Origin of the sequence: Pulveribacter sp. (genome assembly GCF_032079985.1) — a bacterium.
Lineage (GTDB): Bacteria > Pseudomonadota > Gammaproteobacteria > Burkholderiales > Burkholderiaceae_C > Melaminivora.
In genome coordinates this window covers 38,312-52,972 of record NZ_DAMATK010000012.1, presented here as the reverse complement: position 1 = coordinate 52,972, position 14,661 = coordinate 38,312, and the positions used below count along the sequence as shown (strand labels likewise).

The following is a 14,661-nucleotide window of genomic DNA, read 5'->3' as shown; positions in this document are numbered from 1 at the left end:
AGCAAGAAAAGGAGGTCGCCCGCCGGGGCGAGACCCGGCCAGCGACATCAAAAAAGCCTCAAGGCCAAAACGGCCCCTAGCCCTTACCCAGCAAGCGCTACAAGCTACAAAGTAAAGAGCAAACTCAAGGCCGAGCCCAGCGCCGCAGCAGGTTGTGATACACGCCCGTCAGCTGCACCAGCCGCATGTCATCAGGTGCCAGCAGCGGGGTCATCTGCTGCACCGACTGGTCCAGGTCGAACAGCAGCGTGCGCTCGGCCTCGTCCGCCACCAGGCTCTCGATCCAGAAGAACGAGGCCACGCGGGCGCCGCGCGTCACCGGCGTCACGCGGTGCAGGCTGCTGGAGGGGTACAGCACCATGTCGCCCGCGGCCAGCTTCACGGTCTGCACGCCGAAGGGGCCTTCCACCTCCAGCTCGCCGCCGTCGTACTCCTCGGGCTCGGCCAGGAACAGCGTGGCCGACAGGTCGGTGCGCATCTGCTGGGCGCTGCCGGGCAGGAACATCAGGGCGCTGTCCACGTGCGCGCCATAGGTGCCGCCGCCGGCGTAGCGGTTGAATTTGGGCGGGTAGATGGTGCGCGGCAGCGCGGCCGAGATGAACAGGGGCGTGGCGGCCAGCCGGCGCAGGATGTGCTGGCCCAGCCGTGTGGCCAGTTCGCTGCCGTCGGGCAGCTGCTGGTTGCGCTTGACGCTCTTGGCCAGCGTGCCGGCGGTGGCGGCGCCGTCGTGCCAGTCGGCGGCGTCCAGTTCGGCGCGGAAGGCGCGCACTTCATCCGGGGTGAGGACCTGGTCGATGGAGATCAGCATGGGCTCAAAGAAGGGTGGGGGTGGAGGGCGCCGGGGCCGATGTCGGCCAGCACGGCGCAGCCGGCCTGGGCCATGCAGGCCTGCAGCTCCTCGACCAGCAGCGTCAGCATGTGGGCCACGCCCAGCGCGCCGGCCGCCGCCAGGGCGTAGGCCTGCAGGCGGCCGATGAGCACGGCGTTGGCGCCCAGGGCCAGGGCCTTGAATGCGTCCTGGCCGCTGCGCACGCCGCCGTCCAGCAGTACGGGGTAGTGCGGTCCGACGGCGGCGCGCACGGCGGGCAGCAGGGCCAGGCTGGCGGGGGCACCGTCCAGGCTGCGCCCGCCGTGGTTGGACACCACGATGCCGGCCGCGCCGGCGGCCTGCAGGGCGCGCGCGTCCTCGGCGTGCAACACGCCCTTGACCCACACCGGCAGGGGCGTGGCGGACAGCAGCCAGGCCAGGTCGTCCCAGACCGGGGCATGCGCCATGGCACCCTGGAAGATGCGGCTCATGCCCGGCTCCAGCGCGGGCGCCGGGGCGCTCGCGTAGCCGGCCAGGTTGGCAGGCGTGCACTCGGGCGGCAGGCTGAAGCCGGCGGCCAGCGCACTGCGGCTGGGCAGCTGGATGCTGGCGTCCAGCGTCAGCACGATAGCCGAGAATCCCGCGGCGGCGGCGCGCGCCAGCAGGTCCAGCGTGTCGGCGCGGCGCGGCTGTAGGTACAGCTGGAACCAGCGCGGGCCGTCACCCATGGCCCGGGCGATGGCCTCCAGCGGCTCGGACGACAGGGTGCTGGCCACCAGGCAGGTGGCCGTGGCCTCGGCGGCGCGGGCGGTGGCGATCTCCGCATCCGCGTGCGCCAGGCGCTGGTGCGCCACCGGGGCCAGCAGAAAAGGGTGGGGCAGGTTCTGCCCGTTCAGCGCTAGCCGGGTGTGGCCGGCGCGCACGTCGCGCAGCAGGCGGGGCAGTACGGCCCAGTGCCCGAAGGCCGCGCGGTTGGCCGCCACCGTCTGGTCCCAGCCGCAGCCGCCGGCGATGTAGGCCAGACGGTCCGCCGGCAGGTGCTGCGCGGCCTGCCGCTCGTAGTCGATGGCGTTGTGGATGCCGGGCGGAACGCGGGGTGGGGCGGTGGTACTCATCAAAATTGATAGCTGCCAGCGCACACTGGCGGGCGCTGGCAGCTATTTTTGCCTGGATGCCTTACAGATCCAGGTTCAGCGTCAGGCGCACGGCGCGGCCGTCGCCCTTGTACAGGAAGGCGCCCGAGCGATAGACGGCGGTGAAGTAGTCCTTGTCGGTCACGTTCAGCACGTTCAGGCGCAGGTTGGCGCTCTTGTTGATGCGGTAGGTGGCAAACAGGTCGTAGGTGGTGAACGAGGGCACCGGCTGCGAGCACAGGCCCTGGGCGTTGTAGCCGGCGCCGGTGTCGGGCTGGCCGCCGCACTTGCCGCTTTCGTAGCGGGCGATGGCGCCGAACTCGAAGTTGCGCGTCAGGTGGTACTTGCCCTGCAGCGAGGCGCTGCGGTCGGCGAAGTTGGACAGCGGGTTGCCCACGTTGGCCGGCGTGCTGGACTGCAGCACCTTGGACTTCATGAAGGCCACGCCGCCCTGCACCTCCAGCAGCGGGGTGAGGTTGCCGGCCAGGCCGAACTCGATGCCGCGCACGCGGTTCTTGCCGGTGTTGAAGGTGCCCACGGCGTCGTAGTCGGCGCCTTCCATCACGTCGCTCTTGGTGGTCTGGAAGACAGCGGCGGTGGCCAGCAGCTTGTCGTCCAGCACATTGAACTTGGTGCCCAGCTCGAAGTTGCGCGAGGTCTCGGGCTTGGCGCCGGCGGCCTTGCCGTCGAAGATCACCAGGCCGCCGTAGCCGCTGCTGGTGCCGGTGTCGGGCTCGCCGCCATTGATGTCCTGCGCCGTGCCGAAGCTGGCATAGGCCATGGCCGTGGGGCTGAACTTGTAGCTCACGCCCAGGTGGCCGTTGAGCAGGGTGTCGGTGAACGAGTAGTCGCCCGTCTGCGCGCCGCTCTGGTTGTTCTGCGTCAGCATGGTCAGCTTGTAGTGGTCGGCGCGCAGGCCGCCGAACAGCGTCCAGCGGTCGGTCAGGTCCACCGTGTCCATCGCCGACAGGGCGAAGGTCTTGACGCGCCAGTCGCGCGTCCAGTCGCGCTTGGCGTAGCTGCGCCCGGCCAGGTTGCCCAGGTTGCCCACTACGTTGCCATTCAGGTCAGTGATGCAATAGCTGTTTTGCGGGCCGTTGCGCCCGGAGGTGCGGCAGTTGGACGCGCCTGTGCTGGTCACGCCGTAGTTGCCCGACAGCACCTTGTGGTCGGTGTATTCCAGGCCGAAGATGAATTCGTGCTTGAGGCCGCCGATCTGCTTGTCCCAGCGCAGGTTGCTCTGGTGGGCGAAGTACTCCACCTCCTGCCAGCCGGTGTGGCCGCCGTCGATGGCGGCAGCGGTGCCGATGGCGTTGCCCGCCGCATCCAGCACGGTGGCGCTGGAGGCGCCGGTGGTGGCGTAGGCGTTCTTGGACTGGCCGTAGCGCGTCAGGCTGGTCAGCTTGACGTCGGGCGTGAAGCGGTAGTTGACGCGCGCCGTCAGCGTGTCCACGTCCGAGCGCAGGAAGTCGGCGTCCTGCGCGTACATCGGCACGCCCCGGGCCGGGCGGCGGTTGGGCGGCGTGCCGACCAGGTAGTAGCCCAGGTCGGGATGCTTGTCCTTGGCGCGCAGGCCGTAGTAGTCCAGCGTCACCGACAGGTCCTCGTTGGGCAGCCACAGGCCCGACAGGGCCAGGCCGTTGCGCTGGCGCTTGGACGGGTCGCGGTCGGGCACGCCCTCGCTGGACAGCAGGCCGTTGGCGCGCAGGGCGAAGGTCTCGGAGAAGACCTTGTTGGCGTCCAGCGTCACGCGGCGGTGGCTGTCCGTGCCGATGCCGGCGCTGATGCGGTTGAAGCTGTAGTCGGTGGTGGCCTGCTTGGTGATGGCGTTGATGGCGCCGCCGGCCGAGCCGCGGCCGGCAAAGCTGGAGTTCGGGCCCTTGGTGATCTCCAGCTGCTCGATGGCGAAGCTCTCGCGCGTGGTCATGCCGGGGTCGCGCAGGCCGTCCACGAAGACGTCCGAGCGCGCCTCCTGGCCGCGGATGATGTAGCGGTCGCCGAAGGCGTTGCCGTTCTCGCCCGTCCCCAGGGTGATGCCGGGCTGCACGGCCAGGATCTGCTTCAGGTCCGTCTGACCCGAGTCGCGGATGGCCTCGCCCGTCACCACCGAAATGGTCTGCGGCGTCTCGGCCAGCGGGCGGGTGTGACGGCTGTCGGCCGAGGTCTTGGCCTTGTAGGGCGCGCCCACTTCGGCGTTCGGGTTCGGGTCGATCGCCTGCTCCTGCACCGTCACGGTCGGCAGGGTGGCCGCGGCGGCGGCGTTGTTGGCGGGTTGGCTCTGGGCCAGCGCGGCCAGGGGCAGCAGGGCGGCGGCGGCCACGCCGCCGGTGGACAGGCGCAGGCTCTTGGGCTTCTTGGTACGGGCAGAGGGCATGGTTGGAGAGGGTTCTCTTTGTAGGAAAGGCAGGACAAAAAAGCGTCCTAATTATTGTTGAGAATCAATATCGTTTGCGTGAACATTCAAGCGAGCTCCGCCTTTTTGCTGTATCGGGGGGATGAAAAGCGGCCCGTTGTTGCTCTGAGGCAACAACGGGCCGGGTGGCCTGGGCGGTGCGGCAGGCCCTGTTCAGGCGTTGATGAGCTGCCCGTCCTCCAGCCGCGCGGCGCCGCTGGCGACCAGCTCGTCCACCAGCGCGGCCGCCCATTCGCGCACGCCACTCTGGGCGAAGTAGCGCTGGTGCAGGGCGCCGAAGTAGGGCGTGGCGTGCAGCCAGGCCAGGGCCTGGGCCAAAGGCAGGCTCTGCCACTCCAGCAGCTTGTACTTGAGCAGCACTTTGGCGGCATAGCGCCCGTGCTTGCGCGGATCGGCCTCGAAGCCGGCCAGCCGGCTGCGCGCCCGCTGCAGCGCCCCCGGCACGTCGCCGAACACGCTGCCGTGGCCCGGGATGACGGTCAGCGGTGCCAGCTGCTCGATCAGGTCCAGCGTGGCGCCCACCTCGGCGAAGGCGCCGTCGCCCTCGATCTCGGGGAAGACCACGCCAAAGCCGTTCTCCCACAGCGCGTCGCCGGCGATCAGCAGCCGCGCCTGTGGCTCGAACAGCAGCACGGCATGCGGGTCGTGCCCCGGCGCGGCGTGGATGCTCCAGTCGCGCCCGCCCAGGGCGACGGTCTGGCCCGGCTGCAGCACGCCGTCGGCGCGAAACGGCGGGCAGTCCTGGCCGGTGGGCACGTAGCTCAGGGCCACCGGGTCCCACTGGCGCACCTGCTGCAGCTGCCCCGGCGGGATCAGCGTGCGCAGCTGCGGCCAGCGCTGCTGCAGCGCGGCGTTGCCGCCGCAGTGGTCGCTGTGCAGATGGGTGTTGGCCAGCAGCGCCAGCGGCCGGCCCTGCAGGGTGGACTCCACCAGCGCCACAGTCTGGGCGGCATGGATGCAGTAGCCGCTGTCAACCAGCGCGGCGCCGTCCGGCCCGTCCAAGAGGATGTTGTTGGCTGACAGCCAGCCGCGTTCGAACACGGTGATTTCAGGCGGCAGCGCAGGTGGGGTAAGCGTCATCAGCTATCAAAAAAAGGTGACAGGCCAGCCACCCCGGACTGGGCGAAGATCGCGTCCATTGTGCGGGCACCGCTCCCGCACCCTCTACCGGGCTTGTCCCAAGCGAGAAAGGAGCCCCCGCCATGCAGGTGAGCAACGCCCGCTGGCAGCGCTGGCTGGTGGCCGCGCAGCTGCTGCTGATGGCCACCTGGGCGCTGGCCTGCTGGTCGTATTCGCCCGCCCTGGCGCTGGCCGGCGCCCTGGCCGTGCCGCTGCTGGCGCGCTTGGCGATGGCGCCGCAGTTCGCGCTGATGGCCTGGGTGGTGCGCCGCGCCGGGGGCACGCCGCCGCCGGCGCGCCAGCTGCTGCGCGCCTGGTGGGCCGAGGCCGGCTGGGCGGCGCGGGTGTTCGGCTGGTGGCAGCCGTTTCGCCACCGGGCGCTGCCCGACTGGCTGCCCGAAAGCCCGGGGCCGGCGCCGCGCGGCGTGGTGCTGGTGCACGGCTTTCTGTGCAATCGGGGCTTTTGGCTGCCGTGGCTGCGCCTGCTGCGCGCGCGCGGCCATGCCTACGTGGCGCTGACGCTGGAGCCGCCCTTTGCCGGCATCGACGACTACGCCGACGCCATCGACGAGGCGGTGCGCCGCGTGCAGCAGGCCACGGGCCGCGCCCCGCTGGTGCTGGCGCACAGCATGGGCGGGCTGGCCGTGCGCGCCTGGCTGCGCGCCACACCGGGCGCAGCCGAGCGGGTGCACCGCGTGGCCACCATCGGCACGCCGCACCATGGCACCTGGGCCGCGCGCCATGCCCGCAGCGCCAATGGCCGGCAGATGCGCCTGCACGGCGGGTGGGTGCGCGCCCTGGACGCGGGCGAGGATGCGGCGCTGCGCGCCCGGTTCGTGTGCTGGCACTCGCCCTGCGACAACGTGGTCTACCCGCCGCAGGCGGCGCAGCTGCAGGGCGCGGACAACCGCCGCATCGACGGCGCGGCGCACGTGGAGCTGGCCTTCCATCCCCAGCTGGTGCGCGAGGTGCTGGCCCTGCTGGAGCTATGAAAATGTGAGCTGCCAGCGCAATACTGGCGCGCGCTGGAGGCCAAAAAGGCGTGAAATCCGTGGGCGCCGGTCGCCCGCCGCCTTCAGTTGCGCGGCGCCCGTGGCGTGCGCGCCACCGCGGCCGCCATGGCGCGCACACAGTAGTAGCTGCCGTTGGGCACGCTGGCCAGGTAGTTGGCGCGCAGCGCGCCGCCGCCGGTCAGGGCGGCGGCCGTGTCGTACAGGCCGCTTTGCACGTGGTAGACGCCGGCCGGGCGCAGGGCCACGCCGCCGCCGTGAAAGCCCGCGGCCTCGGCCATCTGCAGCTCCTCGGCCGTGGGCAGATCGGCGCCCTGCGACTGGCACCAGCGCACGGCCGTCTCACGCGAGACCAGCTGGTCCGTGTGGCCGGGCGCGGCGGTCAGCCACTGCAAGCCCGGCTGCGGGTTGCGCGGCGGCGCGAAGCGCGTGCCCTCGAAGTAGTCGAACAGCGCGCGCGCCAGCGCCTGAGCCAGCATGGGCGCGGGCGCGGTGACGGTGAAGCTTTGCGAAGCGCCGCTCTTGAGCCGCACCAGCGTGGCCGTGGCCTGCACCAGCGCGCCCTCCAGCCGGGTATAGGTGATGTAGCCGGCCAGGGCGAGGCGCGCGGCGCGGGCCTTCAGGTTGTCCTGCGCCGAGGGGCGCTGCAGCTGCTCGGGGCTGATGTCGGCGAAGTCGAAGCGCAGCCGGGGCGTGCGCAGGTTGGCCTGGCGCGCCAGCTGGTCCAGCTCGCCGATCAGCTGCGCGTTCAGGCTGCGGCCCAGCTCGGCGACGGCGCGCGACTCGTGGTGGGCCTGCAGGCTGTCCACGGCCTGCAGCGCGGCGGTGATCTTGGCCGGGTCGGCCTTGTCGGCGTGCAGATCGGCGAAAGCCTTGCGGTCGGCCTCGTAGTCGGCCAGGTCGGCGGCGCGGATGACGGGGATGTTGGGCCAGACGGTGAGCGTCTGACCGGCCGGCTCGCGCAGGTCGTGCGCCTGCGCCTGCGCTTGCCAGGGCAGCGCGCAGGCCAGCGCCAGGAGCAGTGCGGCCAGCGCGCGCATGGGCGGAGACATCAGAAGGGCGTGACGTTGTTGAAGGCGCGCGCCAGCCAGCCCACGGCCTGGGCCTCGGCCTGCTCGCCCAGGCCGCGCGAGACCACGCGCACGTTGGCCACGTAGCGCGAGTCGATCACGCTCCCGGCGTGCCCGCCGGTGCCGCGGCGCAGGTTGCGCGGGTCGACGATGCCGGAAAAGCGCAGCACATCCACGCTGCGGTTCACGCCCACCTGCTTCTCGCCGGTGACCACCAGCAGGCCGTTGGGCAGCACCTCCGTGACGACGGTGGTGATGGCGCTCTTGAACTCGTTGTTGCTAGCGGTGTCGCCCTTGCCTGCGAAAGTGCTGCCGTACTCGGCGCCGATTTTCGAGTGGTCGGCGATCTTGCCGACCAGCTTGGAGGGCAGCAGCGGCAGGCCGGTGATGCCGCCCTCGGCGCCGGACTTGCGGTCCACGTTGGACTTGCTGTTTTGCTTGGCGTCGATCTTCTCCAGGATCTCGATGGTCACCAGGTCGCCTACGTAGCGGGCACGCGGGTCCTCGAATCCGGGGCGGTAGCTGGCGGCGTGGAACAGGCTGCCTGAGGCCGGGCCCCGGGCCACGGGTGGCGGCGGCACCAGGGGCAGCTGCGTGGGCAGCACGTCCACGGGCGGCGGCGGGTTGACGCTGGCGCAGCCGGTGGCCAGCACGGCCAGCGCGGCGCAGCCGATGAGGCGCAAAAAGGCGTTCATGGTGGCGGTCCTCACAGTTGCGACAGCTTGGCCAGCATCTGGTCGCTGGTCTGGATGGCCTTGGAGTTCATCTCGTAGGCGCGCTGGGTCTGGATCATGTTGACCAGCTCCTCGACCACGTTGACGTTGGAGTTCTCCAGGAAGCCCTGCTTGATGATGCCCAGCCCGTTGGTGCCGGGCTCGGCCTGCTGCGGCGCGCCGGAGGCGGCCGATTCGCGGTACAGGTTCTGCCCTACCGGCTCCAGGCCGGCGGAGTTGACGAAGCTGGACATGGTCAGCTGCCCCACCTGCTGCGGTGTGGGGTTGCCGGCCACCGTCACGCTGACCAGGCCGGACTCGCTGATGCTGATGCTCTTGGCGTCCGCCGGCACCGTCACGCCGGGCTGGATCGGCAGGCCGGCGGATGTGACCACCCGGCCCTGCGAGTCGAGCTTGAACGAGCCGTCGCGGGTGTAGCCGGTGGTGCCGTCGGGCAGCTGCACCTCGAAGAAGCCGTTGCCGTCGATGGCCACGTCCAGGCTGTTGCCCGACTGCTGCAGGCTGCCCTGGGTGAAGTTGCGGCTGGTGGCCACCACGTTCACGCCCAGCCCCAGGTGCAGCCCGGTGGGCAACTGGTTTTCCTCGGTGGTCTGGGCGCCGACCTGGCGCAAGTTCTGGTAGATCAGGTCCTGGAAGACGGCGTTGTTGCGCTTGTAGCCGGTGGTCGAAACGTTGGACAGGTTGTGCGAGATCACGTCCAGCTGGGTCTGCTGGGCGGTCATGCCGGTCTTGGCGATCCACAGTGAATTCATCATGGCGGTATTCCTTCGGGGTAGGGCCGGCGTCAGCCGTTGAGGCTGAGCAGCTGGCCGGCGCTCTTGTCATCGCTCTCGGCGGTGGACAGCAGGCGCATCTGCTGCTCGAACTGGCGGGAGGCGGCGATCATTCCCACCATGCACTCCACTGCGTTCACGTTGGAGCCCTCCAGCACGCCGGCGCTCAGGCGGGCGTTGGGGTCGGCGGCCATGGGCTCGCCGCTGGCGGTGCGAAACAGGCCGTCGTCGCCGCGCCGGAGCGGGTCTTCGGCGGCCGGCGTTGCGAGTTTTAGGCGGCCCACGGCCTGCGCCGGCTGGCCGGCCACGCGGGCGCTCACCGTGCCGTCCGCGCCCAGCACCACCTCGGCGCCCTGCGGGATGTCGATGGGCGCGCCGCCGTCGGACAGCACGGCCAGGCCGGTGCTGGTGACCAGCTGGCCGGCGTTGGTCACCTGAAAGGAACCGGCGCGGGTGTAGCTCTCGGTGCCGTCCAGGCCCTGCACGGCGAACCAGGCATTGCCGTTCGCCATGGCGTCCAGCGGACGGCCCGTGGTCTGCGCCGGGCCGGGCGTGTCCACGTGGCCGGAGGTGGCCTCCAGGGCGAACACGCGGGTACTGGCGCCGCTGCCCTGCAGCGGCACCGAGCGGAAGTTGGACATCTCGGCCCGAAAGCCGGTGGTGGAGGCGTTGGCCAGGTTGTTGGCCAGCACCGCCTGGCGCTGCGCGGCGGCGCTGGCGCCGGTCATGGAGGTGTAGATGATGCGGTCCATGGCGGGGCTTTCCTTTCAGTGACCTACTGTGCTGCGGCTGCCCGCGGCATTTGAAGCTGGCGCGCCCGAAGCGCGGGCCGCCGCGCAAGGGCCGCCCCGCCGCGCTGGCGGCGTCCCCCCTCCCGCGCGTAGCGCGAGAGAAGGGGGGAAGCGGCGCAGCCGCTCAGGGGGGTCATCTCAAATTCACCAGGGTCGACATGACCTGGTCCTGCGTCTTGATGGTCTGGGCGTTGGCCTGGTAGGCGCGCTGGGCGGTCATCATGTTGACCAGCTCGGCCGTCAGGTCGACGTTGGAGTCCTCCAGCGCGCCGGCGCGCAGCGAGCCGAAGTTGCCGTCCGTGGGCGCGCCGAAGGTGGGCTGGCCCGATTCGTAGGTCTCCACCCAGGTGTTGCCGCCCATGGCCGCCAGGCCCTGGGTGTTGCGAAAGCTCGCCAGCACAACCTGGCCCTCGGCGCGGGTCACGCCGTTGGAGTAGCGCGTCAGGATGACGCCGTCGTCGCCGATGTTGATGCCCGTGAGCTGGCCCGAGGTGTAGCCGTCCTGCGTCAGCTCGGAGACGGCGAACTTGGTGCCGAACTGGGTCACGCCATCCAGGCTGATTTCCACGTTATAGGGCGGCAGGCCGTTGGGGTTGGGCGGGGTGGGGGTAATGGACAGCGGCAGCGTGAAGCCGGTGGCCGGCGGCGTGGCGGCCGGGCCGATGATGTTGCCGCTGTTGTCGAAGGTGATCTGGCCGATGGGCGTGGCCACCACCGGCGGCACGGCGTTGGGGTCGTCCAGCTCGGTGTACACGTCCCAGGTGTTGGCGCCGTTCTTCTCGAAGTACAGGTTGACCGGCTTGGCCACGCCCTGGCTGTCGTACACGTTGATCGAGGTGCCGTAGGTCGAGCGCGGCGTGGCCGGCACGGGCGGGGTGGCCGCGGGGTTGCCGGCGGCGTCGGGCGCGCGCGCATCCAGGTTGAAGGCGGCGGAGATCTTCGTGGTCTGTTTGGCGGGAATGGGCGCCGAGGTCGGGAAGGTGAGCGGACTGGCGGTGCTGGACGTGCGCACGCCGGTGTCCGGGTCGGTGGGGTAGCCCATGACCTTGGCGCCGCTGTTGGTCACCACGTTGCCGAAGGTGTCCAGCTTGAACGAGCCGTCGCGGGTATAGCCGCGCGAACCGTCGGGCATCTGCAGCGTGAAGAAGCCATTGCCGTTGATGGCCACGTCCAGGCTGTTGCCGGTCACCGTCAGGTTGCCCTGGTTGAACTGCTGGGCGATGGCGCCGACCTCCACCCCGATGCCGGAGTTGATGCCCCCGGCGGTGCCGACCGCCGAGGCCACCATGGCGGCGAATTCGGTGCGCGAGGACTTGAAGCCCGTGGTGTTGGAGTTGGCGATGTTGTGGCCGATCACGTCGAGGTTCTTGGCCGAGGCGTTCAGGCCCGACAGGCCTTGCTGGAAACCCATGGTGTGCTCCTGGTGTGCGGTGGGTGTGTCTTGTCGGAAAAGGTGTGCGTCAGAGCACGCCGTGGACGTTGGCGTAGTTGACGACTTCGCCGTTGGCCAGCGTCAGGGTCAGCGCGCCGGAGCTGGAGCCCGTCGCCACCACCTGCGACTGCATGAGCGGCATGCTGGCGACGGCGCCCTCCTTGCTGGTAGCGGTGATGCGAAAGCGCAGGTCGGACGCGTTGCCGCTGTATTTGCTGGCGTCCCACTCGAAGTCGTTTCGGCCTTTGTCCAACGCGCCCATGTCGATGGTGTCGACCACCACGCCGCCGGGCGTGACGACCTCCACCTTGACGTCGGTGGCGGCGCCGCCCAGGACGAAGGCGCCCTTGGCCTGGCCTTCCTCGTCCACGGCCAGGCGGTCGCCCTCGGTCAGCACCGAGCGGCCGATCATGCTGATGCCCTGGATCTGCTGCATGGTGCTGAACTGCTCGGCCATGGTCTGCATGGTCAGGTTCAGCGTCTGCAGGCCCGTCACCGTGTTGATCTGCGCCATCTGCGTGGTCATCTGGGCGTTGTCCAGCGGGTTCATCGGGTCCTGGTTGTTCAGCTGGGCGACCAGCAGCTTCAGGAACCGGTCCTGCATGGCGGCCGGGTCGTTGGCGGCCTGGGCCGAAGCCTCGGTGTTGACGGTGGCCGTGGTGCCGACTGGATTGAGGATCATGGTCACTGTCCCATCTGCAGGGTCTTGAGCAGCAGCGTCTTGGCCGTGTTCATGACCTCGACGTTGTTCTGGTAGGAGCGCGAGGCGGAGATCATGTTGACCATCTCCTCCACCGCGTTCACGTTGGAATGCGTCACGTAGCCCTCGGCATCGGCCATCGGGTTGGCCGGGTCGTGCACCCGGCGGCCGGGCACGTCGCTTTCCTGGACGGCGGCCACGCGCACGCCGGCCGAGCTGTCGGCGCCCATCGGGGCAGTCTGGAAGACCACCTGGCGCGCCTTGTAGGCCTGGCCGTCCGGGCCGGCCACGGCATCCACGTTGGCCAGGTTGCTGGCGACCACGTTCAGGCGCTGGGACTGCGCACTGATGGCGCTGCCGGAGACGTTGAAGATGGAGAACATCGACATGGTGAAACTGCCTCCTTACTGCCCCTGGATGGCGCTGAGCATGGTCTTGGAATGGCCGTTGATGAAGCGCAGCGTGGCCTCGTAGCGCACGGCGTTGTCCACGAAGGCGGCGCGCTCGCGGTCCATGTCCACGCTGTTGTTGTCCAGGCTGGGCTGCGACTGCATGGCGTAGCCCAGCGTGCTGGCCTGGCTGCCCAGCTCGCCCACGGCCGGCAGCGGGATGTGGCGCGCATCGCTGGTGCTGTGCTGGCGCAGGCTGCTGGCGGCGCCGCCCTGCTGCTCGGCCACGGCGCGCATGGCGTCGGAGAACTTGAAGTCCCGCGCCACGTAGCCGGGCGTGTCGGCGTTGGCGATGTTGCTCGCGATGGTGCGCTGGCGCTCGGAGCGCAGCAGCAGCGCGCTGCCGTGCAGGTCCACTTGGCGGGTCAGCTTGTCGAGCATGGAAAAGGCCTCGGTCGGTGCGGTGAAATGGGTGGCGGGGAGGGCGGAAAAGGGCGCCTTGGGGCGTGGCCCGATTATGGAAATCGCCCCCGTTTCCTAAAGCGCGAAGAACGCAGCGTTTGGCCCGCTGTTCGCCGCTTTCGCGCGCCGCGCCGCGCCTACAGTGCCAGGCGTGAAAAAGACTTGCCGCCGAGGCCGCCTAGCGATGGTCCCGGCCGGCGTTTGGAGCCCTGCCATGCCTTCGCCTTCGTTCGTCCGCCCTTTGCCTTTCCTTCGTCCCGCGCTGCTGGCGCTTGCGCTGGCCTGCGCCGGCGCGGCGTGGTCACAGCAGCAGGCCCCGGCCGAAGACCTGGGCGCGCTGTCGCAGCGCTGGGTGGACGAGGCGCTGCACCAGGTGCAGGCCGGCGGCGCGTTGCCGCTGCGCATGGAGGTCGAGGTGGGGGCGCTGGACTCGCGCCTGCGCCTGGCGCCCTGCGAGCGGGTCGAGCCCTACCTGCCCACCGGCGCGCGCCTGTGGGGCCGCACCCGGCTGGGCCTGCGCTGCGTGCAGGGGGCCACGCGCTGGAACGTGTTCCTGCCCATCACCGTGAAGGCCTATGGCCCGGCATGGGTGCTGGCCGGCAGCGTGGCCGCCGGCGCGACGTTGAGCGAGCAGGACGCCGTGCAGGCCGAGGTGGACTGGGCGGCCGAGCCGGCCGCCGTCCTGGCCAACCCCGAGGCCTGGGTGGGCCAGACCGCCACGCGCACGCTCAGCCCCGGCCAGCCGTTGCGCCAGGGCATGGTGCGCGCGCCCGAGTTGTTCAAGGCCGGCACACCGGTGCGGGTGGTGGCGCAGGGCCCGGGCTACGCCGTGACCTCCTCCGGCCAGGCCATGACAGCGGGCGCTGCAGGGCAGAATGTGCGCATACGCATGTCCAATGGCAAGGTAATCAGTGGAATTGTGTCCGATGATGGAACGGTGCAAGCCACGCTCTAGGCACTTTTTGCCCGGTTTGCCCTAAAGTTCACGCTCCGCTGGTCGATGAACAGGCCACTGGCCCCATCTGAGGGGTGGTGGAGAGTGTGATGAAAATTACTGGCAACAACCCGGAACTACCCAACGCCCGCTCGGCGCAGGCCGTGGCTGCTCGCCAGCAGGGCAAGGCCGCCGCGCCCGCACCCGCCGCCGAGGCGGCCGCGCAGGGTGCCCAGCGCGCCGCTGCCGGCGCCGGCGTGCCGGTCACGCTGTCCAGCAATGTGCGGGCCGTAGAGCCCGGCCGGCAGTCGGCCGACTTCGATGCCGCCAAGGTCAAGGCCGTGAAGGCCGCCATCGAGAACGGCACCTTCCGCGTCGACGCCGAGGCCGTGGCCGACAAGCTGCTGGCCAACGCCTTCGAGACCCTGTCGCGCAGCCAGCAAGGCTGACCCTACACTTGCGCATGGCCGCGCAAGACCCCCTCTCCCCTATTGAAGCGCAGCTGCAGGCATTGCAGGCTGCGCTTTTGTCTTCCGACCCCATCACGCTGGAGCAGGGCGCCCTGGCCCTGCGCGAGGCCGCAGCCTCGCTGGTGCAGGCACAGCAGGGCCAGACGCTGGACGAGCCTGCGCAAGCCCGCCTGCGCGCCATCGCTGCCCAGCTGGCCCAGGTGCGTGAGCAGCTGGCACGGGTGCTGGCCCTGTCCGAGCGCCAGGCCGCCTCGCTGCTGCCGCCCGTGGACCCCGTCACTTACGGCCCCACCACGGCCACGCCCGCGCGCATCTACCGCGCTCCCGGTTGATTTTTTTGCTATTGAATCGAGAGCTGCTAGCGCTTGCCCAGCAAGCGCTGAAGCCCGATTTGGCCTTAAAAAGGGAGGGGCCTCAAACGCG

The 14,661-nt window shown here is 70.2% G+C and carries 16 protein-coding genes; 4 read left to right on the top strand and 12 right to left on the bottom strand.

The window, feature by feature from the left end:
- Positions 1-124: 124 nt before the first annotated feature.
- The 4 genes from RT282_RS17015 to RT282_RS17000 all read right to left on the bottom strand — a co-directional run bounded on the left by RT282_RS17015 (position 125) and on the right by RT282_RS17000 (position 5,434).
- Complete coding sequence (locus RT282_RS17015; RefSeq protein ID WP_313316203.1) at positions 125-808, bottom strand: Fe2+-dependent dioxygenase; 684 nt, start codon at positions 806-808, stop codon at positions 125-127.
- The gene (locus tag RT282_RS17010; RefSeq protein WP_313316202.1) at positions 802-1,923 is read right to left on the bottom strand and encodes an alpha-hydroxy acid oxidase; all 1,122 of its coding nucleotides are present in this window, start codon (positions 1,921-1,923) and stop codon (positions 802-804) included. The genes RT282_RS17015 and RT282_RS17010 overlap by 7 nt, the downstream gene beginning before the upstream one ends.
- A 61-nt stretch (positions 1,924-1,984) precedes the next feature.
- A complete protein-coding gene (locus RT282_RS17005) occupies positions 1,985-4,315 on the bottom strand; it encodes a TonB-dependent receptor domain-containing protein (RefSeq protein WP_313316200.1) in 2,331 nt (776 codons plus the stop codon).
- Positions 4,316-4,507: 192 nt separating this feature from the next.
- Positions 4,508-5,434, bottom strand: coding sequence for an MBL fold metallo-hydrolase (locus RT282_RS17000; protein ID WP_313316198.1), 927 nt, complete (start codon positions 5,432-5,434; stop codon positions 4,508-4,510).
- A gap of 128 nt (positions 5,435-5,562) precedes the next feature.
- On the opposite strand from RT282_RS17000, the gene RT282_RS16995 reads away from it, so the two are divergent.
- Positions 5,563-6,465 (top strand): esterase/lipase family protein, encoded by a 903-nt coding sequence (locus tag RT282_RS16995; RefSeq protein WP_313316205.1) that lies wholly within the window; start codon positions 5,563-5,565, stop codon positions 6,463-6,465.
- A gap of 83 nt (positions 6,466-6,548) precedes the next feature.
- On the opposite strand, the gene RT282_RS16990 is transcribed toward RT282_RS16995, so the two are convergent.
- From RT282_RS16990 to flgB, 8 genes are all read right to left on the bottom strand, one after another.
- On the bottom strand, positions 6,549-7,535 hold the full coding sequence (locus tag RT282_RS16990) for a hypothetical protein (protein WP_313316197.1): 987 nt from the start codon (positions 7,533-7,535) through the stop codon (positions 6,549-6,551).
- Entirely contained in the window at positions 7,535-8,248 is a 714-nt protein-coding gene (locus RT282_RS16985) for a flagellar basal body L-ring protein FlgH (protein ID WP_313084820.1), read from the bottom strand. The genes RT282_RS16990 and RT282_RS16985 overlap by 1 nt, the downstream gene beginning before the upstream one ends.
- 11 nt (positions 8,249-8,259) lie before the next feature.
- Positions 8,260-9,042, bottom strand: a complete 783-nt coding sequence (gene flgG / locus RT282_RS16980; RefSeq protein WP_313316195.1) for a flagellar basal-body rod protein FlgG — start codon at positions 9,040-9,042, stop codon at positions 8,260-8,262.
- Positions 9,043-9,071: 29 nt separating this feature from the next.
- Positions 9,072-9,812 (bottom strand): flagellar basal-body rod protein FlgF, encoded by a 741-nt coding sequence (gene flgF, locus RT282_RS16975; protein ID WP_313316194.1) that lies wholly within the window; start codon positions 9,810-9,812, stop codon positions 9,072-9,074.
- Between the two features lie 172 nt (positions 9,813-9,984).
- The gene (gene flgE / locus RT282_RS16970) at positions 9,985-11,262 is read right to left on the bottom strand and encodes a flagellar hook protein FlgE (RefSeq protein WP_313084827.1); all 1,278 of its coding nucleotides are present in this window, start codon (positions 11,260-11,262) and stop codon (positions 9,985-9,987) included.
- Between the two features lie 49 nt (positions 11,263-11,311).
- Positions 11,312-11,965 carry a flagellar hook capping FlgD N-terminal domain-containing protein gene (locus tag RT282_RS16965; protein ID WP_313316193.1) on the bottom strand — a complete coding sequence of 218 codons (654 nt, stop codon included), beginning with the start codon at positions 11,963-11,965 and terminating at the stop codon, positions 11,312-11,314.
- Between the two features lie 2 nt (positions 11,966-11,967).
- Complete coding sequence (gene flgC / locus RT282_RS16960) at positions 11,968-12,372, bottom strand: flagellar basal body rod protein FlgC (protein WP_312758105.1); 405 nt, start codon at positions 12,370-12,372, stop codon at positions 11,968-11,970.
- Positions 12,373-12,387: 15 nt separating this feature from the next.
- Positions 12,388-12,813, bottom strand: coding sequence for a flagellar basal body rod protein FlgB (gene flgB, locus RT282_RS16955; protein ID WP_313316192.1), 426 nt, complete (start codon positions 12,811-12,813; stop codon positions 12,388-12,390).
- A gap of 235 nt (positions 12,814-13,048) precedes the next feature.
- Between flgB and flgA the strand changes: the two genes are divergently transcribed.
- The 3 genes from flgA (at position 13,049) to RT282_RS16940 (ending at position 14,570) form a co-directional block, all read left to right on the top strand.
- Positions 13,049-13,789, top strand: a complete 741-nt coding sequence (gene flgA / locus RT282_RS16950; protein ID WP_313316191.1) for a flagellar basal body P-ring formation chaperone FlgA — start codon at positions 13,049-13,051, stop codon at positions 13,787-13,789.
- A gap of 89 nt (positions 13,790-13,878) precedes the next feature.
- A complete protein-coding gene (gene flgM / locus RT282_RS16945; protein WP_313316190.1) occupies positions 13,879-14,217 on the top strand; it encodes a flagellar biosynthesis anti-sigma factor FlgM in 339 nt (112 codons plus the stop codon).
- A 77-nt stretch (positions 14,218-14,294) separates the two neighbouring features.
- Positions 14,295-14,570, top strand: a complete 276-nt coding sequence (locus RT282_RS16940; protein WP_313316189.1) for a hypothetical protein — start codon at positions 14,295-14,297, stop codon at positions 14,568-14,570.
- Positions 14,571-14,661: the final 91 nt, after the last annotated feature.

Bases quoted from the DNA above. Each gene is read 5' to 3' on its own strand.
- RT282_RS17015 (WP_313316203.1), bottom strand. From the start codon at position 808: ATGCTGATCTCCATCGACCAGGTCCTCACCCCGGATGAAGTGCGCGCC.
- flgF (WP_313316194.1), bottom strand. From the start codon at position 9,812: ATGGACCGCATCATCTACACCTCCATGACCGGCGCCAGCGCCGCCGCG.
- RT282_RS16990 (WP_313316197.1), bottom strand. From the start codon at position 7,535: ATGTCTCCGCCCATGCGCGCGCTGGCCGCACTGCTCCTGGCGCTGGCC.
- RT282_RS17010 (WP_313316202.1), bottom strand. From the start codon at position 1,923: ATGAGTACCACCGCCCCACCCCGCGTTCCGCCCGGCATCCACAACGCC.
- flgG (WP_313316195.1), bottom strand. From the start codon at position 9,042: ATGATGAATTCACTGTGGATCGCCAAGACCGGCATGACCGCCCAGCAG.
- flgC (WP_312758105.1), bottom strand. From the start codon at position 12,372: ATGTCGATGTTCTCCATCTTCAACGTCTCCGGCAGCGCCATCAGTGCG.
- flgB (WP_313316192.1), bottom strand. From the start codon at position 12,813: ATGCTCGACAAGCTGACCCGCCAAGTGGACCTGCACGGCAGCGCGCTG.
- flgM (WP_313316190.1), top strand. From the start codon at position 13,879: ATGAAAATTACTGGCAACAACCCGGAACTACCCAACGCCCGCTCGGCG.
- flgA (WP_313316191.1), top strand. From the start codon at position 13,049: ATGCCTTCGCCTTCGTTCGTCCGCCCTTTGCCTTTCCTTCGTCCCGCG.
- RT282_RS16965 (WP_313316193.1), bottom strand. From the start codon at position 11,965: ATGATCCTCAATCCAGTCGGCACCACGGCCACCGTCAACACCGAGGCT.
- flgE (WP_313084827.1), bottom strand. From the start codon at position 11,262: ATGGGTTTCCAGCAAGGCCTGTCGGGCCTGAACGCCTCGGCCAAGAAC.
- RT282_RS17000 (WP_313316198.1), bottom strand. From the start codon at position 5,434: ATGACGCTTACCCCACCTGCGCTGCCGCCTGAAATCACCGTGTTCGAA.
- RT282_RS16985 (WP_313084820.1), bottom strand. From the start codon at position 8,248: ATGAACGCCTTTTTGCGCCTCATCGGCTGCGCCGCGCTGGCCGTGCTG.
- RT282_RS17005 (WP_313316200.1), bottom strand. From the start codon at position 4,315: ATGCCCTCTGCCCGTACCAAGAAGCCCAAGAGCCTGCGCCTGTCCACC.